Origin of the sequence: Bacillus sp. SRB_331 (assembly GCF_003264175.1) — a bacterium.
GTDB lineage: Bacteria > Bacillota > Bacilli > Bacillales > Bacillaceae_G > Bacillus_A > Bacillus_A mycoides.
The window spans coordinates 97,912-119,435 of the sequence record NZ_NADV01000009.1; the positions used below are offsets into that span (position 1 = coordinate 97,912).

Annotated in this window: 22 protein-coding genes; 17 read left to right on the forward strand and 5 right to left on the reverse strand. The window is 35.5% G+C overall.

Translation table 11 applies throughout. The features are described 5' to 3' along the window. Nucleotides 1-158: 158 nt before the first annotated feature. The 7 genes from B5P42_RS08115 to B5P42_RS08145 all read left to right on the forward strand — a co-directional run bounded on the left by B5P42_RS08115 (nt 159) and on the right by B5P42_RS08145 (nt 7,337). Entirely contained in the window at nt 159-1,691 is a 1,533-nt protein-coding gene (locus tag B5P42_RS08115; protein WP_113733987.1) for a fatty acid--CoA ligase family protein, read from the forward strand. A gap of 184 nt (nt 1,692-1,875) precedes the next feature. Further along, entirely contained in the window at nt 1,876-2,124 is a 249-nt protein-coding gene (locus B5P42_RS08120) for a hypothetical protein (protein ID WP_113733988.1), read from the forward strand. 97 nt (nt 2,125-2,221) lie between these two features. Next, on the forward strand, nt 2,222-3,244 hold the full coding sequence (locus tag B5P42_RS08125; protein WP_113733989.1) for an S-layer homology domain-containing protein: 1,023 nt from the start codon (nt 2,222-2,224) through the stop codon (nt 3,242-3,244). A 233-nt stretch (nt 3,245-3,477) separates the two neighbouring features. Beyond that, complete coding sequence (locus B5P42_RS08130) at nt 3,478-4,533, forward strand: sulfate ABC transporter substrate-binding protein (RefSeq protein ID WP_002011197.1); 1,056 nt, start codon at nt 3,478-3,480, stop codon at nt 4,531-4,533. 21 nt (nt 4,534-4,554) lie between these two features. After that, nucleotides 4,555-5,382: a sulfate ABC transporter permease subunit CysT gene (gene cysT / locus B5P42_RS08135; protein WP_002168928.1), complete on the forward strand. Its 828-nt coding sequence runs from the start codon at nt 4,555-4,557 to the stop codon at nt 5,380-5,382. 11 nt (nt 5,383-5,393) lie between these two features. Further along, entirely contained in the window at nt 5,394-6,251 is an 858-nt protein-coding gene (gene cysW / locus B5P42_RS08140; protein ID WP_113733990.1) for a sulfate ABC transporter permease subunit CysW, read from the forward strand. Between the two features lie 12 nt (nt 6,252-6,263). Then, nucleotides 6,264-7,337, forward strand: coding sequence for a sulfate/molybdate ABC transporter ATP-binding protein (locus B5P42_RS08145; RefSeq protein WP_113733991.1), 1,074 nt, complete (start codon nt 6,264-6,266; stop codon nt 7,335-7,337). Between the two features lie 70 nt (nt 7,338-7,407). On the opposite strand, the gene B5P42_RS08150 is transcribed toward B5P42_RS08145, so the two are convergent. After that, nucleotides 7,408-7,599 (reverse strand): hypothetical protein, encoded by a 192-nt coding sequence (locus B5P42_RS08150; RefSeq protein WP_044741124.1) that lies wholly within the window; start codon nt 7,597-7,599, stop codon nt 7,408-7,410. A gap of 34 nt (nt 7,600-7,633) precedes the next feature. Between B5P42_RS08150 and B5P42_RS08155 the strand changes: the two genes are divergently transcribed. After that, nucleotides 7,634-8,740, forward strand: coding sequence for a metallophosphoesterase (locus B5P42_RS08155; protein WP_113733992.1), 1,107 nt, complete (start codon nt 7,634-7,636; stop codon nt 8,738-8,740). Between the two features lie 133 nt (nt 8,741-8,873). Next, the gene (locus B5P42_RS08160) at nt 8,874-9,851 is read left to right on the forward strand and encodes an HD domain-containing protein (RefSeq protein WP_044444033.1); all 978 of its coding nucleotides are present in this window, start codon (nt 8,874-8,876) and stop codon (nt 9,849-9,851) included. Nucleotides 9,852-9,893: 42 nt separating this feature from the next. On the opposite strand, the gene B5P42_RS08165 is transcribed toward B5P42_RS08160, so the two are convergent. Continuing rightward, complete coding sequence (locus tag B5P42_RS08165) at nt 9,894-11,018, reverse strand: anti-sigma factor (protein WP_113733993.1); 1,125 nt, start codon at nt 11,016-11,018, stop codon at nt 9,894-9,896. A 5-nt stretch (nt 11,019-11,023) separates the two neighbouring features. Then, the gene (locus B5P42_RS08170) at nt 11,024-11,509 is read right to left on the reverse strand and encodes an RNA polymerase sigma factor (RefSeq protein WP_113733994.1); all 486 of its coding nucleotides are present in this window, start codon (nt 11,507-11,509) and stop codon (nt 11,024-11,026) included. A 136-nt stretch (nt 11,510-11,645) separates the two neighbouring features. Here B5P42_RS08170 and B5P42_RS08180 point away from each other — a divergent pair, with 136 nt between their 5' ends. Continuing rightward, nucleotides 11,646-12,548: an AraC family transcriptional regulator gene (locus tag B5P42_RS08180; protein ID WP_002030329.1), complete on the forward strand. Its 903-nt coding sequence runs from the start codon at nt 11,646-11,648 to the stop codon at nt 12,546-12,548. A 153-nt stretch (nt 12,549-12,701) separates the two neighbouring features. On the opposite strand, the gene B5P42_RS08185 is transcribed toward B5P42_RS08180, so the two are convergent. Further along, the gene (locus B5P42_RS08185; protein WP_113733995.1) at nt 12,702-14,444 is read right to left on the reverse strand and encodes an ATP-binding response regulator; all 1,743 of its coding nucleotides are present in this window, start codon (nt 14,442-14,444) and stop codon (nt 12,702-12,704) included. 9 nt (nt 14,445-14,453) lie between these two features. Continuing rightward, nucleotides 14,454-15,155: a response regulator transcription factor gene (locus tag B5P42_RS08190; RefSeq protein ID WP_002011226.1), complete on the reverse strand. Its 702-nt coding sequence runs from the start codon at nt 15,153-15,155 to the stop codon at nt 14,454-14,456. Between the two features lie 139 nt (nt 15,156-15,294). On the opposite strand from B5P42_RS08190, the gene B5P42_RS08195 reads away from it, so the two are divergent. The 7 genes from B5P42_RS08195 to B5P42_RS08235 all read left to right on the forward strand — a co-directional run bounded on the left by B5P42_RS08195 (nt 15,295) and on the right by B5P42_RS08235 (nt 21,358). Further along, nucleotides 15,295-16,143 carry a CPBP family intramembrane glutamic endopeptidase gene (locus B5P42_RS08195; RefSeq protein ID WP_113733996.1) on the forward strand — a complete coding sequence of 283 codons (849 nt, stop codon included), beginning with the start codon at nt 15,295-15,297 and terminating at the stop codon, nt 16,141-16,143. 10 nt (nt 16,144-16,153) lie between these two features. Then, nucleotides 16,154-16,417 (forward strand): malate synthase, encoded by a 264-nt coding sequence (locus B5P42_RS33100; RefSeq protein WP_113733997.1) that lies wholly within the window; start codon nt 16,154-16,156, stop codon nt 16,415-16,417. A gap of 121 nt (nt 16,418-16,538) precedes the next feature. Next, nucleotides 16,539-16,838: a hypothetical protein gene (locus tag B5P42_RS08205; protein ID WP_001006056.1), complete on the forward strand. Its 300-nt coding sequence runs from the start codon at nt 16,539-16,541 to the stop codon at nt 16,836-16,838. Nucleotides 16,839-17,060: 222 nt separating this feature from the next. After that, nucleotides 17,061-18,326, forward strand: coding sequence for a M48 family metallopeptidase (locus tag B5P42_RS08210; RefSeq protein ID WP_113733998.1), 1,266 nt, complete (start codon nt 17,061-17,063; stop codon nt 18,324-18,326). Between the two features lie 96 nt (nt 18,327-18,422). Further along, nucleotides 18,423-19,331 carry a DMT family transporter gene (locus B5P42_RS08215; RefSeq protein ID WP_060749466.1) on the forward strand — a complete coding sequence of 303 codons (909 nt, stop codon included), beginning with the start codon at nt 18,423-18,425 and terminating at the stop codon, nt 19,329-19,331. A 77-nt stretch (nt 19,332-19,408) separates the two neighbouring features. Beyond that, nucleotides 19,409-20,086, forward strand: coding sequence for an S-layer homology domain-containing protein (locus B5P42_RS08220; protein ID WP_113733999.1), 678 nt, complete (start codon nt 19,409-19,411; stop codon nt 20,084-20,086). A gap of 621 nt (nt 20,087-20,707) precedes the next feature. Continuing rightward, nucleotides 20,708-21,358, forward strand: a complete 651-nt coding sequence (locus B5P42_RS08235; RefSeq protein ID WP_113734000.1) for an S-layer homology domain-containing protein — start codon at nt 20,708-20,710, stop codon at nt 21,356-21,358. The last annotated feature ends 166 nt before the right edge of the window (nt 21,359-21,524 follow it).

Genomic DNA, 21,524 nt, shown 5'->3' on the forward strand with positions numbered 1-21,524 from the left:
TTTTTTACATATAATTCTCGTATCTTACTAAAGTATTCTGGAAGAAAGTGGTTTATGTATATTCGATTAATAGAATATCACTTGCTACTTTAATTTTCTTTTAATATAATTAATTTAGAATTTTTAAATATTCTAAATTTTATAAAGGTGGGGTTTGTGTGAATCTCGTTCAATCTTTGGCTGAAACGGCAAAAAAGAAGGGGGATAAACCGGCGTACATATTTATGGATCAGTCGGTCTCTTATGACCAATTAAACAAAGTGGTCACTAAGTTTTCTAGTAATTTAGCAAAAATGGGCATTGGAAAAGGGGACAATGTCGCATTAGCTGTAGGCAATTCACCACATTTTTTAGTCGGTTTATACGGAACGATGAAAGCCGGAGCAACTGTCATTCCGATTAATCCAATTTATACAGCAGACGAAATACATTACATATTACAAAATGGAGATGTAAAAACAATCATCGTACTCGACGTCCTTCTACCTGTTATACAATCTCTTACAACAAGACTTCCTTCACTTGAAAATATCATTATATGCGAAACCTCATCAGATTTTACTCATACAGAAACTGAAAAAATGAAAACGTTTACTAGTTGTATAGGAACTGGAGATGTAACTTACGAAGGTCCTGAACTAGAAGAAGAAGATGTAGCTGTTATTTTATACACTTCAGGTACAACTGGAAAGCCAAAAGGCGCTATGTTAACACATAAAAATTTATATAGTAACGCAAGCGATGTGGCGTCGTATTTACAATATACTGCGGACGATCGCGTCGTTGCGGCACTGCCGATGTTCCATGTATTTTGCTTAACAGTGGCGGTCAATGCGCCGATTGTGAACGGGGCGACTATTTTAATGTTACCGAAATTTAGTCCGAAAGAAGTATTCCGTATTTGTCGCACGTACGAACCAACGATTTTTGCGGGTGTACCGACAATGTACAATTACTTATATTTATTTGAAGAAGCGAGCGCAGAAGATGTGAAGACGCTTCGCCTTTGTATTTCAGGTGGTGCGTCAATGCCTGTTGCCCTTCTCCAAAACTTTGAAAACCGTTTTGACGTTATCGTTTCAGAAGGATACGGTTTATCAGAAGCATCACCAGTTACTTGTTTTAATCCATTAGATCGTCCTCGTAAACCAGGTTCGATTGGTACAAATATTTGGCACGTAGAAAATAAAATTGTGAACGAACTTGGGGAAGAAGTACCTGTTGGTGCAGTTGGGGAATTAATTGTTCGCGGACCTAACGTTATGAAGGGTTACTATAATGCACCAGAAGATACTACGGCGACAATTAAAGATGGCTGGCTATATACAGGAGACTTAGCGAAAATGGATGAAGAAGGTTACTTCTATATCGTCGATCGCAAAAAAGATATTGTTTTAGTTGGCGGTTATAACGTATATCCTCGTGAAGTAGAGGAAGTATTATATACTCATGATTCGGTAGCTGAAGTTGTCGTAATCGGTGTTCCTGATGAAAACTTAGGAGAAGCAGTGCGAGCTTACGTCGTTCTGAAACAAACGAGCGTAACAGAAGAAGAGCTTATGCATTACTGCATGTTACATTTAGCGAAATATAAAGTGCCAATGAGCATTGAGTTTTTAACAGAATTGCCGAAGAATACAACTGGTAAGTTGTTACGAAGAGCTTTGAGAGAGAAGGCATTGCAAGTATAAAAATAAAGATATCCATCTCTATGACTACATGTTTAGAGATGGATATCTTTTTGTCCCAAAAAGCTGGATTAGTTTGGATGGACAAAATTCTTACTCATTAAAGTTTCACGTTATTTTTTAGAATTGGTTAAGCTATAAGCCCATATATTTAAAACGTAATATTGCTAATAAGGAGGAGATATACGTGGAGCAGAAGGAATTATGCTTACGGAAAGTACAATATCTTATTTGTGACATTATGGATGAAATGAATATGGAGAGTGAAAAGAAGAACTTAGAAACATTGCAAAAAATTGATCACCTTTCAGGGGCGATTGGGGATTTAGTGGATCCATCGGGTACGTATTCATTAGATTATTTAGAGGGAAAAGTGCATACTGCTCATTATTTATTGTTTAAAAATGAGCGGAAAGCATATTTGTGTAATAAATAGGTATTATTCGTTTAATTTTTTATTTGACATTGATAATCATTATCAACATGATGGTTATGTTGGGTATATTCATATAAAGGGAGATGTCATGTTGATAATGATTAAGAAAAAATATATTAATGCATTCGTTATAGCCGCAACTTTAGCAGTTCCACTAAGTGGTTTCAATGCGCCAATTGCAAAAGCAGATGTGATTGAAATGAAGGCAGCTAGCAAACTTGCAGATGGTACATATGACGTTATTTTAAAAACGTATAAAGATCAAACGAATGAAACATCTGTTGCTTCTACATATTTGAAAAATGCAAAAGTAACAATTCAAGGTGACAAAAAAATCGTTACGTTAACAATTCAAGATAGTAGCTATTTCCAGTACCTTAGAGTAGAAGATACTAATAAAGTAGGGACATTCCATGATGTGAAAGTGATCTCTGAAGATAAAACAAATAATGGTACGAAGGTTGTTCAATTTGAAATCGATGAGTTCTCGAAAAAATATAATATGCAAATGCATATATTAATTCCAGCAATTAAATATGATCATAAATATCAAGTGCAGTTTGAAATCGATGCGAGTGCAATTGAAAAGAAATCTAAGTTCTCAGATGTACCGACTTGGGCACAAGAGTCAGTTCAATATTTAGTAGACAAAGAGGCAGTACACGGTAAGCCAGATGGTACATTTGCATCAGCTGAAAATATCGATCGTGGTTCAGCAGCAAAAATATTAGCTACTGTTTTAGGATTAGAAATTAATAAAGATGAGAAGCCATCATTCTCTGACGCGCAAAATCATTGGGCTACACCATACATCGCAGCAGTTGAAAAAGCTGGCATTGTAAAAGGTGATGATAAGGGTAACTTTAATCCGAGCGGGCTAATTAACCGTGCATCGATGGCTTCTATGCTTGTGAATGCATATAAATTAGAAAGAAATGAAAATATTAAACTACCAAAAGAATTTGCTGATTTAAAAGATCATTGGGGTACGAAGTATGCGAACATTTTAATCCAAGAAAATATTTCAGTTGGAACAGATAATGGATGGGCTCCAGATAAATCGGTAAGCCGCGCAGAAGCAGCTCAATTTATTGCGAAGACAGATAAGATAAAGAAATAAATCGAAACTAAAATCAGTGGGATTCCATTCCCGCTGATTTTTAGCTTGTATGAAGTTTCTTATATAATAATTCTAAATTCCAAGTTGACACATGTGAATTGCGGAATTAAAATGGAAAGAAATCAAACAGAATACAATAGAAGCTCATCAGAGAAACTGAAGGCGCACAACGTTCACTTTTGTGAATAGATTGTGTGCCTTTTTCTATTGTACAAACTAAGGGGGCTTTATATATGAAACAGTGGAGTAAGACAGCATTAATGAAAAGTACAGGTGTTTTATTATCAGCATTTGTCCTTTTGTCAGGGTGTGGTTCGGCAACATCCACTAACAATTCTGAAGGAAGTGCAGATAAGAAGACAGTCGAACTTTTAAATGTTTCATATGATCCAACGCGTGAGTTATATCAAGATTTCAATAAAGACTTTGCGAAGTATTGGAAAGAGAAGCATGGTCAAACAGTAAATGTAAAGCAATCACACGGGGGATCTGGAAGTCAGGCACGCTCCGTTATTGACGGCTTAGAAGCAGACGTTGTAACACTAGCGCTCGCTTATGATATTGACGCGATTAGTAAGAAGAAACAACTAGCAGAAGATTGGCAGAAGCGACTTGCGGATAATTCTACTCCGTATACATCAACGATTGTATTTCTTGTTAGAAAAGGAAACCCGAAAGGAATTAAAGATTGGGATGATTTAACGAAAAAAGGTGTGTCTGTCATTACACCAAACCCAAAAACATCTGGGGGAGCACGGTGGAACTATTTAGGGGCGTGGGGATATGCGCTGAAGAAATATAACAATAGTGAAGATAAAGCGAAAGAGTTTGTCGGTCAAATTTATAAAAACGTGGAAGTACTAGATTCAGGAGCACGCGGGGCAACGACGACTTTCGTTGAAAAAGGAATTGGTGATGTGTTAATCGCTTGGGAAAATGAAGCGTTATTATCACAAAAAGAACTTGGAAAAGATAAATTCGAAATTGTAACACCTTCGATTAGTATACTTGCCGAGCCGCCAGTAGCAGTTGTAGACAAAGTCGTTGATAAAAAAGGAACGAAAAAAGTAGCAGAAGGATATCTTGAATATTTGTATTCAGAAAAAGGGCAAGAAATTGCGGCGAAAAACTTTTATCGCCCTCGTAATGAAAAAGTAGCAGAAAAGTACGCATCACAATTTCCGAAAGTTCAATTATTTACAGTTGATGAACTATTTGGAGGATGGAAAAAAGCACAAGAAAAGCATTTTAATGATGGCGGCGTATTCGATCAAATGTATAAAAAATAAGGGGGGATGAGGTGACGTTATATGAGGAAGAAGCGTGTCTTACCAGGGTTTGGATTATCTCTTGGATTTACAATGCTATATATGAGCTTATTCGTACTTATACCACTTTCTATCGTATTTATTCAAACTTCGCAGCTAGGCTGGAAGAAATTCGCACAAGTTATAACGAGTGAGCGTGTGTTGCATTCCTATCAAGTAAGTTTCACAACTTCACTTGCAGCGGCAATCGTAAATGCCATTTTCGGTTTATTAATTGCTTGGGTACTCGTTCGCTACACATTTCCAGGGAAGCGGTTATTAGACGGACTAATCGATTTACCATTCGCTCTTCCGACTGCTGTAGCTGGTATTACACTTACGACGCTTTATGCGGAAAATGGCTTTATTGGAAAAATATTTAGTGTGTTTCATATAAAAGTAGCTTTTACCCAGCTCGGCATTATTGTTGCACTTACGTTTATTGGCTTACCATTTGTCGTTCGAATGGTGCAACCAGTACTACAAAGTATTGATAAAGAAGTAGAAGAAGCAGCTTCTAGTTTAGGGGCGTCACGCTTTCAAATATTTGTGAAAATCATTTTGCCAGAAATATTCCCGGCTCTACTTGCTGGTTTTTCACTCGCCTTTGCGAGGGCGTTAGGGGAATATGGATCTGTCGTGTTTATTGCAGGTAATATGCCGATGAAAACAGAAATCGCACCGCTTATGATTATGACAAAACTAGAACAATATGATTATGCAGGCGCAACAGCTGTAGCGGCTGTGATGCTTATTATTTCTCTCCTTTTCCTACTATTTATTAATATGATTCAAACTTGGAGCAGAAGGCATGAACTGAAAAGTGAATAGGAGGGGAGAAAATGGAACCAATATTATTAGAAAAGAAAATAGTAAAAAGCGTATCAGTTAAAAAAGAATCTAAATTTGTACCAATTCTATTCATTACGATAACAATTTTATTTTTATCTCTCTTTCTATTACTGCCGCTCGTGACAATTTTTATGAAAGCGTTCGAACGAGGAATTGATGTATATATTGCCGCTGTAACAGATCAAGAAGCATTTTTGGCAATCAGGTTAACACTTCTCGTTGCATTAATTGTTGTACCGCTGAATACGATATTCGGAATAGCAGCTGCTTGGCTTATTACGAAGTTTCAGTTTAAAGGAAAGCAAGTATTATTATCTCTTATTGAACTGCCGTTTGCTGTATCACCAGTTATCGCAGGATTAGTATTCGTTTTACTTTTCACACCTCGTGCTGCTCTTGGCGGATGGTTAATGGAACACGGGATAAAGCTCATCTTCTCTGTTCCTGGCATTATCATTGCGACGATATTTGTTACGTTTCCATTCGTTGCGCGTGAATTAATCCCAGTTATGCAGGCGCAAGGGAAAAGTGAAGAAGAAGCGGCGCTATCACTTGGCGCAAGCGGCTGGAAAATGTTTTGGCACGTCACATTGCCAAATATAAAATGGGGTCTATTATACGGCATAATTTTATGTAACGCCCGGGCCATTGGTGAATTCGGCGCCGTTTCCGTTGTATCTGGTCACGTGCGCGGCATGACAAATACGATGCCGCTTCATATTGAAATTTTGTACAATGAATATCAATTTTCAGCAGCGTTCGCTGTGGCGACTTTAATGTCACTCATCGCAGTTTTTACGCTCGTTATAAAAAACTGGATTGAATGGAGAATGGAAAAACGACAATAAGGAGTGAGTGCGGTGAGTATTCAAATTCAAAATATATCAAAACAATATGGTACATTTCAAGCGCTGACAGACATTCATTTGGATATTCCAAAAGGTGAACTGGTCGCTTTATTAGGCCCATCAGGTTCTGGGAAGACGACGTTATTACGAATTATTGCAGGCCTAGAAGAAGCGGATGGAGGCTCCATTTTATTTGATGGAGAAGATTTAACTGATATTCACGTGAAAAACCGGCAAGTCGGTTTCGTCTTCCAGCACTATGCACTTTTTAAACATATGAATGTATTTGAAAATGTCGCTTTCGGTTTAAAAGTAAGAAAGAAAAACTTACGACCTTCAGCTGAAGTAATAAAAGAAAAAGTAACAGAACTATTGAAACTAGTAAAAATGGATGGTTTCGCAAAACGTTATCCAGCGCAATTATCTGGCGGACAACGCCAACGTATCGCACTAGCCCGGGCACTTGCAGTCGAACCGAAAATTTTATTGCTAGATGAACCGTTCGGTGCACTTGATGCAAAAGTACGGAAAGAATTGCGAAGATGGCTCCGGAAACTACATGACGAATTTCAAATTACGAGCGTATTCGTAACGCATGATCAAGAAGAAGCGTTAGACGTTGCGGACCGCATCGTTGTAATGAATGAAGGACGCATTGAACAAATGGGAACGCCGGAAGAAGTATATGAAAAACCAGCAAGTCCGTTCGTATATGACTTTTTAGGAAACGTGAATTTATTTCACGGCAGCGTTCATAAAGGTAAACTAAATGTAGGATCGGTGGAACTAGAAGCACCAGAGCATAAGCACGTTTCAAACGTAGACGGAGTGGGATACGTAAGACCACATCACTTATCAATCGATCGTACGAAACAAAGTATAGATGCCATCCCGGCGAAAGTAACATACTCACATGCAGTTGGCCCTGTCGTATATGTAGAATTGAAGCGCGACGGAACAGATGAGTATCTAGAAGCAGAAATTAGTAAAGAACAGTTTAGACAACTAGGCATTCAAACAGGTGAGTTTGTATACGTACATCCGAGAGAAGTGAAAGTGTTTATTCCGGAGGATTTTGTGATTTAATAGTGAAAAGCCACACCTATATGAGTATTTATAGGTGCGGCTTTTCTTTGTTTACGTGAATGTCTGATTTTTATATATTCCGCCTCATCAATTCCCCAACCTGCGTCGCAATAAACGCAACATCAATGTCAATTTCATCCAACACGTAAGATTCTAAAATGCCCATTACAGCCGTTCCTAAAAACTTTAAAACGATGTGTTTATCAATGTTTTTATTGTGAAGATTGATGTGCTTAATATTTACGTTAAACGTGCATAACAAGTTATAATAGAAGAAATCAATAAGGAGGCTGTTTGTGAAGAATCTTCGTTATTTCAATATATTTACTATGTTACTTGTATACACACTACTTATGTTTTACATCGGCTGGAACGGATGGGTTTGGCTCAGTACGGTGTTCGGCTGGGAATCTTGGGGATATTACGCTTTCGTAGTTGGCTTCATTTCATATGCGTATATTCTCGTACAAGTGTTTAAATTCCTTCCTTTCCTGCGAACGGTCGGTTCAATTTGGTTTGCGGTTATACAATACGCGCTTATGTTATTGCCGTTAGCCGATATTACAGTTTTCCTTCTACAGTTTTCAATGGAGAAAGAGACGGCAATTGTTTGGACAGGATCGGCCGTTTTACTTGCGTTCATCTTTATCTTTGCGTATGGAGTATTCAACGCATATAGTCCAGTAGTAAGAAAGTACGAAGTGCACATACCGAAAAAAGTAGAAGGGCGTAAAAGTTTACGCATTGCGATGGCCTCTGATATGCATTTCGGTAAACTGTCTGGAGTTGCTCATTTAAAGAGACTCGTTCGTCATGTAAATGAAATGAAACCCGATATTATTTTACTGCCGGGTGATATTATCGATGATCATCCAGGTGTGTTCATTCAGAAAAATATGGGACCAATCATGAAACAGATGAAAGCTCCATTAGGCGTATATGGTGTGTTAGGAAACCATGAATATTACGGCCGAGCTGTTCCTGAGTTTTTACAAGAGATGGATAAGATTGATATTCGTATTCTTTTAGATGAAGTCATTACAATTGAAGATGATTTTTATCTCGTTGGAAGAAGGGATAAAACAGAGCGAGATCGTCAAAGCTTTGAAAATCTAATGAGTACGGTAGATAAATCGCTTCCTGTTATCGCAATGGATCACCAACCATTTGAATTAAAACAAGCAGCGGACGCCGGCGTTGATTTATTATTATCCGGTCACACGCATCGCGGACAAATGGCGCCGAACCATATTGTGACGAGAAGAATGTACGAACTAGACTGGGGATACGCACAAAAAGGTGCATTCCACGCAATTGTTTCTTCTGGATTTGGATTCTGGGGACCACCGCTTAGACTGGGAAGTAGATCTGAGATTGTGCAGGTTGAAGTTACATTTGAATAGGATTGTGAAATAGAGAGCTGAGTGCTCTCTATTTTTTAATTTAAAGGTACAAAATATTCGAGTGAAGTTCTTTATTTACTCTCTGAAAAAAGAGATACTATAAGAAGACTCTGCTTGAAAAGGGGGATTTTAAGTGATCATATTAGATGTCATATATGGTGAGTTTAAAGTAGATAAAGTGTTAGAAGAATTAATTTTAAGTAAACATGTGCAAAGGCTGAAAGGGGTTCATCAGGCCGGAGCAAGTTACTTAATGAATGAGAAATGGAATGTAACGCGCTTTGATCATTCAGTTGGTGCTATGTTGTTAATTAAAAAACTTGGTGGTTCAGTAGAAGAACAGATTGCTGGTTTACTACATGATGTATCGCATACTGCTTTTTCCCATGTGATCGATTACGTTTTTGATAACAAAAATGAAAGTTATCATGAAGAAATATTTAGTTCTGTCGTGAAAAACTCGGAAATCCCGGCGATTCTTTCAAAACATGGTTATAACTATGAAGATATTTTGTTAGATGATTCGAAGTGGACATTACTTGAAAAATCTGCGCCAGAATTATGTGCAGATCGAGTGGATTACACATTGAGAGATATGTATACATATGGATATATTTCTTTAGAAGAAGCTCAAGACTTTTTAAATGATTTAATCGAAGTTAATGGGAAAATGGTTCTTCAAAATATTGAAATTGCAGAATGGTTTACGAAGACGTATTACAAAGAAGTAATCGATTTCTTTATGAAACCAATGAATATTTATGGAAACGATATGTTAGCTAAAACGTTAAAATTAGCTCTTCATAAAAAGGTTATTCATGTAGATGATTTTCTTCTCGAAGATGATAAGCTTATAGAGAAATTGCAGCTATGTAAAGATACAGAAGTACGTGCTTTATTAAGCAAAGTTCATCCGAATGTAAAAGTAGAAGAAGATAGAAATGATTATGATCTATATCAGAAAAATAAAGTACGTCTTATTGATCCTCCGTTACTTCATGAAGGGGAAGTTGTTCAATCGTCTATTGTGTCAGAAAACATAAGACAGATGAGCGATATCGCTTATGAAAAAGCAGTAAGAGGGATGTATGTGAAAGTGATTTCTGAGTAAAAAAGGTAGAGCATCCAATAGGGATGCTCTACCTTTTTCTCATTAATGATCAAACCAATTCCAAACCTCAATATCTCCAAGAGTAGCATAACGTATGTGAGGGGAATTTTGTAATTTTAATAACTCTTTCGACGGCCCAGTAATGACAATTCCGTATACTTTGACGCCGTTATCTTTTACATACTGATAGCGTTTATCTAAGTTTAGTTCGCTTTCAGGAAGCATAGCAACTGTACTTACAGTTTTTTTATGTGTAGAAAGAATACGCATCATTTCAATTACTTTGTCTTCTTGCGGTTTCTGTTTTTCTGTTTCATCATCAAGGAATCTTATATGTTCTGGAAAGCCTATAAAGTCGCTTCCAGATAGTATGAAATCTTCTTCATTTATTCTTTCTTGTCCTGTATCTAAAGCGTACCATACAGGAGTTGGAGGCAGTTCTTGTGCTTCGAATATGCTATATAAAAGCGGTTCTAATTCTTTTAAAGTGTAAGTTTTATCAAAAGAAATTGCTACTTCTGCAACGGTTCCATCATGTACTTTTGCAAGTGTATCCCATACTTTTTTTGAGGAATCCTTTAAATAATCACCCTGCTTTGTTTTGGGATGAACAAAGAAGAGTTTTGGTTGATAGAACGGATTCATCCAAGTTTGTTTCGTGACATCTACAGATGATAAGAAGCTTTTTGTTTCTACTGTACCGAGTGGCATTTCTTTTTTACCGACGGTTCTTACTAAATCGAAGCTGCTGTTCGTACGGAAAAAAGCTTCTACACTTGTTCCGCCCCCCATAACACGGCTATTTGGGATAGTTGCCTCAAGTGCAAGCGAAGGAACTTCTCTAATTTCTTCTAGCCTTTTATCATTATTAGTTTGAAAATAAAAGGCTGATAATACCCCGCCGATTATATATATAACGATGCAAATGGATAATATAAAACCAAACGTTTGTAACCGATGTTTCCACTTAATTCTCCAAAAAGGAACTTTAAGATCTTTTGGCGGTAATTTTTTCTTTACGGGTTCACTCTTCGCAAGCAATTCATCTAAATGAGCTTCACATTCTGCACAAGTTTCTATATGACTTTCTAACTGTTCTTGTTCGTCATGTGTGAGTGTTCCTTTTTCGTATTTCGTCCACAGTTTTTTAAACTCTGCACAACCCATCTGTATCACTCCTTTATGCTTTTCGTTACTTTTCGTCCTCGGTGTAATTCAATTTTTACTTTTGCTAACGAGAGACCAGTCATTTCTGCTATTTCCTTATAAGAGAATCCGTAGTAATCTCGTAGTAGTAACACATTTCGTCTTTCGAGCGGAAGAGAGGATATACTTTGTAACCAACTAGTAATCTCATATTTTACGAAATAAGAGTGTTCTGTACTTGGCACGTTTGGTAAATGGAATTCTTCAATTTGCGTTGTTTTATACTTCTTTTCTTTTCGGTACCAATCGATAAAGGCGTTGTAGGCGATTGTAAATAACCACGGCCTAATTTCTTCTCCTTTATAATAGTCAATATGGACGAGCATTCGGTAAAATGTTTCTTGCATGAAATCTTCAGCACTATGAGAATCTCCGGTTAGGGAGAGAAGATAGCGAAATAAATCTTGCATATGCTCGGAGTAAATTTCTTCTAATGATTGTTTGCGTTTCACTACATTTCCCTCCCTTCATACATAACAACGAAATACATATAAAAAAGTTACAATTTTTATGGAATTATAGTAAAAAACGTCAAGAATTGGATAGGATTCTCTTTTATCATAATACATATAAGGCGGGTGAACAGAGATGGAAAGCTATGAAACACAAATTCAAAGGTCAATTGATTATATTGAGGAAGATGTAATGGAAAAACAAACGCTGCGTAATTTAGCACGTGTTGCAGGTTTTTCTGAGTCGCATTTTCATCGTGTATTCCAGGCGTTAGTAGGCGATACAGTAATGGAGTATGTTCGAAAGAGGAGGTTAGCCCGGGCAGCTTATCAACTTTCTCATACGGATGAAAAAGTTATTGATATCGCATTTGAGCATGGCTTTCAATCTCACGAAACGTTCACGAGAGCCTTTAAAAAATTATTTCAAATGACACCAAGTGAATATCGAAAACAAGAAATCGAAACACCAATGTATTATAGAGTGAATGTAAAACAAAGAAAATTAAATCCATATTTAGGGGGCATACAAATGGAATATCGTATTGTAAATAAACCAGAATTTTTAATGGCGGGTTATGAGCTGAAGACGACAAGTAAAGAAGGAAAAAACCATCAAGACATTCCAGCATTTTGGCAAGAATATTTACAAAAAGATCTTGGAACGACGATTCCGAATCGTAAAGATACGAGCCAATGGGTAGAACTTGGATTATGTACTGATTTTAATTTAGAAACAGGGGACTTCACTTATATTATCGGAATGGAAGTTACAGACTTTGAAAATGTACCAAATGCAGTTGCAAAGCGTACATTCCCAGCGGCGACATATGCAGTATTTACAACGCCGAAAGTTCCTCATGAAGAAATGGTATCGTCTATTCACCAAACGTGGAATGCAGTATTCTCAGAATGGTTCCCGCATTCAGGATACGAACATTGCGGCGTTAATGAGTTTGAGCTATACGATGAACGTTCCCATGCAGACAAAAGTGAGTTCGCTCAAATTGAACTTTGGATACCGGTGAAGAAGAAATAATAGAAAGAAAGACCGTTCAAAAGGTATTTTTGGACGGTCTTCTTTTATTAATAGGTTGCTACTATTGTTGTATTTTATAGTTAAGTCGATATAATTTCATTTACTAGCGCGCTGCTCCGAAAAGAGAAAGGTGCTTTATAAAAGCACCTTTTCCTACGAACTAAATGGAAACACAAGTATAATCGTCGTTCCTTTTCCAACTTCACTATCAATGAAAATCGTTCCGTTATGGGCATGAACGAGCTGTTTTGTAATGGCGAGACCAAGTCCAGTTCCGATGTTGCTTTCTTCTGTATTCGTTCCTCTGTAATATCGCTCGAATAGAAGTTCTTTCGTTTTATCATCCATACCTTTTCCATTATCTGAAATAGATAGTGTAAATGAATTTGCATTTTGCGAAAGTTTTACGATTACGTTTGTCGTTTCATTATTATGTTTTACAGCGTTTGCGAGTAGGTTTTCGATAATACGTTGGAACCATTTTTCTTCAATAAAATATTGGATTTTGCTTGAACTTGGCACGAATTCAATGTTTTGATTTTGTAGTGTCGGGTTATTAATAAATTGTAATAGTACTTTTCGGACGAACTGATTAATTTCAACATTTACGTGTTGCGCAGGAAGAGTATCATTTTTTAATTGATATGTTAAGCTTAAGTCGTCAATTAATGTAGTCATATATTGAGATTTTTCTTTCATTACATGGCCAAATTGTTGAATGTCTTGATCAGTCCAATTATATTGCTTCGATTCTAGTAATAATGCATAGCCGTATATAGAGCTAAGCGGTGTTTTTAGATCATGCGTCAGGCCGCTAATCCACTCTTCACGTGTTTGTTGCAGTACTTTTCTCATTGCATCGTTCTTTTTCAAAGTAATAGAAAGGTGCTCTAGTGAGTTTGTAACATCTTTAAATATGCGGAACGACCATTTTTCTTTACCGGAGCGCCGAAACCGAACAGGTTTGCCTTTTTTACTAACAGGTTCTTCATATTTTCCTCCGGCTATGTTTTTAAGCCAGCGCATCGTGTGTAATAAAGGCTTTCCAAACTTATTTCCATACCAAATTGAAAGAATGACTAAATAAGCAAACACAATAAGGAGGATTAAGCTGCATCCGATTAGAAGTTTCTTGGTAAATATATCATCTAATTCATCATCTGGATAATAATGAGCGTTTGGGGCGGATACAACGACGAGATGACCGCTATTTGAATCGTAAAAACTAGATGTATTTTCTTTATAATTCCACGGTTCTTTTTCATTAAGAGCCGTTTTTATAGCCGAAAATGTTTTTTTCTTCCCAGTTGGATAGGAAAAAACTTCTTCGCCATTGTTATTAAATATTTGCAGTGTTGCTTTTTCTTTAGAAAGTAATTGTTTTTCTTGTTCAGTTAATGCAAATTCATTTAATGATAAAGAAGGGTGTCCTTGTTGTATCGTTTTTAGTAATGCATTACTTTTTAGTTTGGCACCGTAAATAACGATCACTGGTTTCTTTTCTAATTTAATTTCCCAATAGTTAAATTTATAAATATTGTTGTTACTATTCTGTAAATACGTAAGTAAGGATGTCTTTGTGTAAGAGGTCGGAACATCGTTAGGCGTATTAAAGTTGTAAAGGACCTTTCCATCTTCATCTACAATTTGAAGCCAATCACTCTTTTCTGTTATTAAATCTTTTACCTCAGATTTTAAAGTAATGTTATTGTCTTCAGAAGAAATATATTCGGAGATTGTAAAGGTATCATAATCAGAAATATTAGGTTCATATAAAGTACTATTAAGAAGAAAAATTAAATAAGAAAAAGAAGCAATTACTGCGATAAGTAACGTAACTAAGACAAAAACGTGTTGTAAAATAAACTGGATTATAAGTCGTTTATTAAAATTCATATCTTTAACCTACTTTGTAATGAACTTATAGCCAAGTCCACGAACTGTTTTTATGTATTCTGGTTTACTTGGATCTTGTTCAATTTTTTCACGTAGTTTTCGAATGTGAACCATAACAGTATTATCATCTCCATTATAGGCAGGTGCTCCCCAAACTTTTTCATATAATTCTTCCTTCGAAAATACGTAGTTCGGATTCTCACAAAAGAATAGTAGTAGTTGAAAGAGTTGAGCGGAACATTCGACAACGTTTCCATCTACTGTTAGTTCCGCAGAATGTTGATCAATTTCAAATCTCCCAAAAGAAAAGGAGTATATTCTTTGTTCTTGTATGTTTTGTTTCATATGTCTTCGGAGTTGAGCTTTCATACGAGCGACTACTTCTAGTGGATTAAATGGTTTCGTAATGTAATCATCCGCACCGTATGAAAATCCGGAAATTTTATCTACATCAGATGTTTTTGCTGTTAGGAAGAAGATAGGGCAATCCGTTTTTTGGCGAAGGATTGGACAAATGTCAAAACCGGATTGTCCAGGAAGCATTACATCTAAAATAATTAAATCGTAATTGTTTTGCTCGGTGAGAGATAAGGCTATTTCCGCAGATGTTGCAGTTGTAATATGAGAAAAACCTTCTTTTTCAAGAATGGTAGTTAGTAATTGTAAAATTGCTGTTTCATCATCAATGAGTAGAATATTTGCGTGATACATATGAATCCCTCCTAATTTCCTCGAATATCATATCATCTTTTTGTAACTTATGGAATTTTTAAGGAAATTTTAAGGTTTTCTTTCACAAAAAATTAAGATTCAAATGATATGATAAAAGTAACATGGGGAGGAGATGAATGTGAATCCGTTTCAAACGATGCGAGCTAGATATTTTTTAATTGTATTTGCATTACTAATTTTAATAGCACGAAGTAGTAATGAAGTGCTAGAAAATACATTTCATATACAGAATTCATCTTTTATAAATATGCTTATATTTTATATCCTTCCAATAATATGGCTTTTTTACGGATATAGAAAGCATCGTGTTTCATTTTCATTATTTATTAATAGAAACGAAACATTTAACCTAGTGCAAGTTTTGTACATCGCGATTATGCTTTGTATGTTTAGTTACGGCTATCTTATTTTATATATGTACAGCTTTGCATGGATTACACCAGATTTTATTATGAATGCCTTGCATGAACCGATTATAGATAGTACCGGGGGATATGTATTTCAATTTATTAGGGTTGTATTTATCGCGCCTATTGTCGGAGAGTTTGTTTTTCGAGGGTTTTTACTGCAGCGTTTTGCAGCAAAATGGGGTACTAGTATAGCAATGGTCGTTGTAGCACTTTTATTTGCTTGCTTACATGTTGATTTCCTTGGTGCAGTTGTGTTTAGCATCGTACTATCAATTGTATATATTCGTACGAAAAGCTTACTCATGCCAATTGCTATTCATATGTTAAACAATGCGCTTGTGCTTAGTTCTTCTTTTTTAGTAAGTAGAGAAAAGATAATGAGTTTTGCCGATTTTTCGAACTATACGAAATTCTTTCCAGGATTAATTATTTTTATGACAGGATTAAACTTAGTGCTCATCTTTTTATTTGTGAATCGCAAATATTGGAGTAAAGAAGTGCCTGTTATATATGCGGAGAAGGAAAAGAGCTTTTCGAGTATAGCAGGAGATAAGTAAGGTAGAGAAGATGTTTGAGAAAATATTGAAGGAAATGATAGATTATTGTACTTCTATTAGATACAAGTACTTTTCCATCAATAATGATACAGGAAATATTATTTTTCTTTTTATCGTGTTAGGGACATTAATAATAGTCAGCTTTATTATAGAAGAAATGATGAAGCGCATCTTCAGACAGTATGTAAAAAATGAAGTGAATTATGTTAGGGCTCATAAAATGTTTGAGAAAGTGATGGGGACTTTTATTTTATCCCGCATTAACTGTCCGTAAACGCCCGATTGGTTCAACTAATAATCAGTGGGGATGAACAAAACCCCCACTGATTAAAGTTTCACTTTATGAAAACTAAATCATTATTAATTCGAAATTTGAAAGGGATGTATAAAATTATATGAATGAAACAATATCGTCAAATAAGTTTTTTTATTTGATTGTACTGAGTTTAGTATTGATTACGACAGTAAATGTTGTTCTTCGCTGGGAGGAAGCTTACTTTTTTATGTATTTAGCGCTCCATTTATTAGGGATTTTATGTATAACGGGCGGAGTAGTTGCTGAGAAAAAGCATGAAGAAAGTATTAATTATATGTGTGTGATGGGTCTTATTTTACTTCTAACTGTACAAGGTATTATGAAATATAGTTCTTTTTCTTTGCAAGATTTTAGTTTGTTAATAGATGTACTTCCTTAAGAAGGATTTTAAGGACTATGAATATATACGATATGTAAAAGGCACTGGTTTGTAAGTACATTTCTTATACCAGATTATGAGCCGGTGAAACTCTTCTTGTAATAGAAGAGTTTTTTTATGTAAATTGAACGAGCTAGAACAATTATCACGATTAGCTTGTTCTAATTTTGAAAGTACGAACTTACAATAATAATAGACAGGCAGCATAGAGGAGGGAATAGCGTGAGGAAAGTTATTGGGTGGTCGCTTTTTTTGTACGTTGGGTTTGCGTTACTTATATATTGGTATTTATTTGGATGGAATCATGAACTCATTCCGGACATGTATAAAGGAACGAGTGCAGATCCAGAAACTTTTATGAATGCGAGGGAGCTTACGCTAAGTCAAGATTATTCGCGTGTGAAAAATTTACTGTTCTTTTTAGCGACGCCTCTTGAATGGATTATTTTATTATTTGTACTCGTGCTCGGTATTTCAAAAAAGTTTGAGAAATGGTCGAAGGAAACGACCAAAATAAATGTCTTACAAGTTGCGATTTATTTCTTTTATTTATCACTACTAACAACAGTTCTTGCATTACCGATGCAATGGATCGGGCGTAAAGTGTCCGTTGATTACGGAATATCTACGCAAAGCACACAAAGCTGGATAAAAGATCATGTCATCGATTTTTGGGTGAACTATGCGACTATGTTACTCATTGTTACGGTTTTGTTATGGCTCATCCGTAAATTCCCGAAGAGATGGTGGCTAGCAGGATGGGCGCTCTCTGTTCCGTTTACGATTTTCTTAACGTTTGTGCAACCTGTTGTAATTGATCCACTTTATAATGATTTTTCAACGCTGAAAAATAAGGAATTAGAAACGAAAATTTTAGCGATCGCAGATAAAGCTGATATTCCATCTGAACATGTATATGAAGTAAATATGTCGGAAAAAACGAATGCGTTAAATGCATATGTAACAGGAATTGGAAAAAACCTTCGTATTGTAATGTGGGATACAACACTTCAGCAATTAAAAGATAAAGAGATTTTATTTATTATGGCCCATGAAATGGGACATTACGTAATGAAACATATATATTGGGGCGTTGCGAGTTATATTTTCATATCGTTTATAGGTATGTATTTAATTAGTCGTATTTTAAATATGTGTATTCGAAAATGGGGAGATACGCTGCAAATTTCCAAAATGGCATGTTTCTCGATTTTACCTTTATTTTTCTTAATTTCTTCTGTACTATCCTTTGCGTCACAACCAGCAACAAACTACGTTTCTCGTATAGAAGAACGAGCGGCAGATCAATACGCTTTAGATATGACGAAAGATGGAAATTCAGGTGTGAAAACTTTTCAATACTTATCAAAAACAAGTTTAAGCCAAGTAAATCCACCTGCGTTAGTGAAATTTTTCTTATACACACATCCGCCAATTTTCGAAAGAATTCATACGTTTGAACAATATGAAAAACAGAAGAAGCAGTAGTGTACTGCTTCTTTTTATTGTGGATGATTCGAGTTTTGGAAAATTATAGTGTATAATACGTAGAATATTCAGTTAAATATTTAGGAGGTTAATATTTTGTTTCATTCAAAATCAATGCCGGCTATAAAAATGATCCTTTCGATGTCTATTTTCGGATCGATTGGATTCTTTTCTGTGCAGACAGGTTTACCGTCTTTTGAATTAGTATTCGTTCGTTGTATTTGTGCGACTTTATTTTTAGCATTATGTTGGTTCGTAACAGGGCAATACAAAAGTGAGAAATGGAACAGAAAAGAAACCATACAAATATTAGCTTGTGGTGTATTTCTCGTTTTTAACTGGGTGTTTTTATTTAAAGCGTTTGAACTCATGTCGATTACAATTGCGATTTCTGTATATCATCTTGCACCGATCATCGTATTAATGATTGGTAGTATTGTATTTAAAGAGAGGTTAACAGCATTTGCGGTTCTGTCCATTACCATATGTTTCATCGGTACAGTTTTAGTAGCTGGGGTAGATGGAAGTATGTCGCTTGAGAAACTTATGTCGTCTGGAATGGTGTGGGCGCTTCTTGCAGCTTTATTTTATGCATTTACAACGTTGCTCGGAAAAGGAATTAAGCATACGAGTGCATATGCGATGACATTTTTACAAACTTTTTTGGGTATATTTTTATTGCTACCATTCGTAGACTTCGGGAAGTTTCAAGGATTAACAGAGATGAACTGGATGATGATCACAGCGACAGGACTTATACATACGGGATTTGTATATTACTTATTTTTTGACAGTTTAAGAGATTTATCGACGAGACTTATTTCTGTATTAGTGTTTTTAGATCCTGCTGTTGCAATTTTGTTAGATACGATCTTTACCGGTTTTAGACCGACTAGTATGCAAATTGTAGGGATTATTCTTATATTTGTAGGAATGGCGTTTACTTTTCGAAAAACGAGGGATGAAAAAGTAGTGGTAAAAGAAAATACGTATTATGAAGTGTGAAAAATTACCTCCTATCGTATTGGGAATTTTCTTATTTTTTGTACAATATAAAAGTAGGAAAATAAAGGAAGAGGCGGATGGGAGAGATGAAAAAGTTATTAAAGATAGCGACATCATTAACTTTAATAGGGGGGATATTTGTTAGCGGTAATATTGTTTCAGCAAATACAGATGGAATTCAACAATCTCCACCTCCACCTGATATTATGCTAGAATTTGATGATTTAGCAAATGATCATTGGGCTTATAATGAAATTATGAATTTAGTATATCACCGGATTATGTATGGCTACGGAAATGGGAAATTTGGTGTAGAAGATAATGTAACCCGTGAACAAGCAGCAGCAGTACTGTATCGCGCACTAGATTTGAAACGAAATGTACATATTGAAAATCCATATGGAGATATTGACGGGAAATCAACAATGTTTCCTTATGAAATTTTACACTTAACAAAGATCGGTATTTTTAAAGGAGACGAAAATCAGAACTTCCGTCCAAAAGATACGTTAACTCGTGCGGAACTAGCGCAAATTTTGGTAAAAGCATATAATCTGAAAGCAAAACGACATCATACATTTATAGACGTATCAGAGGATTATTGGGCAAGAGATGCGATTAGTGCGCTGCAATCTAATAACGTTGTAGCAGGAACAGGCGCTGGGAAATTTGAACCTGAAATGCTTGTAACACGCGGGCAATTTGCGAAATTCTTAAAAAAGGCAATTGATAATTCGCCAGGGAAAATGGAATAAATAAGAGCTACATTATTATGTAGTAAAAATGCAAATAGATCATATTTGTACCTTTTGTATGAAAAGTGAAATGACATACCAGAAAATCATTGGGCTAAAGATTTGATTAGCGCCTTACAGTCTAATAAAGCTATAGTTGAAACGGGTAATGGTTTATTTAAAAACTTGTAACCCGTGAACAGTTTGCGAAGTTCTTAAATAATGCACTTCATAGATTCTACGCAAACGATTAATCTATGAAGCTCGAAAAAAGCGCAAATATGATATTTGCGCTTTTTTTGTCTATAAAGTGAAATTTTTATAAGTGAAGGACTTGATTAGTAGATAGTAGAATATTGTATATATAACATCTTTGCAAAAGCTTTTGTTTATCCTTTTTGAAAATCAAACAGAGAAACTAGAGCGCAAAGATAAGAATATTTCTTCAAATGATTTGCATGCAATTCAGAATACCAATTGGAATTGAGAGCGAATTGGCTCACCTAGTAATCTTCAAAATAATAGATGTTAAAAATGAAATATATTACATACGGTTTGCAAATGCAGCATATGTAATATGGGAAAAGAATTTAGTCTATTATTTTCCACTTTTAATAAAGAGGAAATGAAGGAGAGAGGACAATGAAGAAAAAAATGTTCCGTATAATGGCGGCAGCGACTATTATGGGTGGAGTATTGGTAAGCGCAAATGTTCCTAATATAAAAGCAGAAGAATATCCAGAAATGATTGTATTTGATGATGTTCCAGTAGACCATTGGGCATATGAATATATTATAGAAGTGGCGTATCATAAAGTTATGCTAGGTTATGGAAATGGAAAGTTTGGTGTAGGTGATAATGTAACCCGTGAACAAGTGGCGGCAATACTGTATCGCGCACTTAATATAAAACATGAAGGCCCATTAAAAAATCCTTATAAGGATATTTCTGAAAGATCAACAATGTTTCCAAATGAAATTTTAGCATTAACAGAGCGCGGTATTTTTAAAGGTGATGAGAAGGGGAAATTTAGACCTAGAGAAACAATAACACGTGCAGAGGTAGCGCAAGTTCTTACACAGACATATTCCTTTGAAGCGAAGCAACAGCATACATTTAAAGATGTACCAAATAATTACTGGGCAAAAAATGCAATTAGTGCTCTGCAAGCTAATAATGTCATAGTAGGAACAGGGAATGGAAAGTTTGAACCAAATAAAGTTGTAACACGTGAGCAATATGCAACATTTTTAAATAAAGCTATTATTAATTTTAATTTGAAAGATGAATAACATGAAACGGAAGTTTTTAAAAATATAGTACAAGAAAAATAAAATTATATTAATATATCATATTTCTTTTAAAAAAAGCGCGGGAATTACGCGCTTTTTTCTTATTTTAAATTGTTTATCTGTATATTTATTCTGCTGTTCATAGTTCGGTGGTTAGTATTTATGG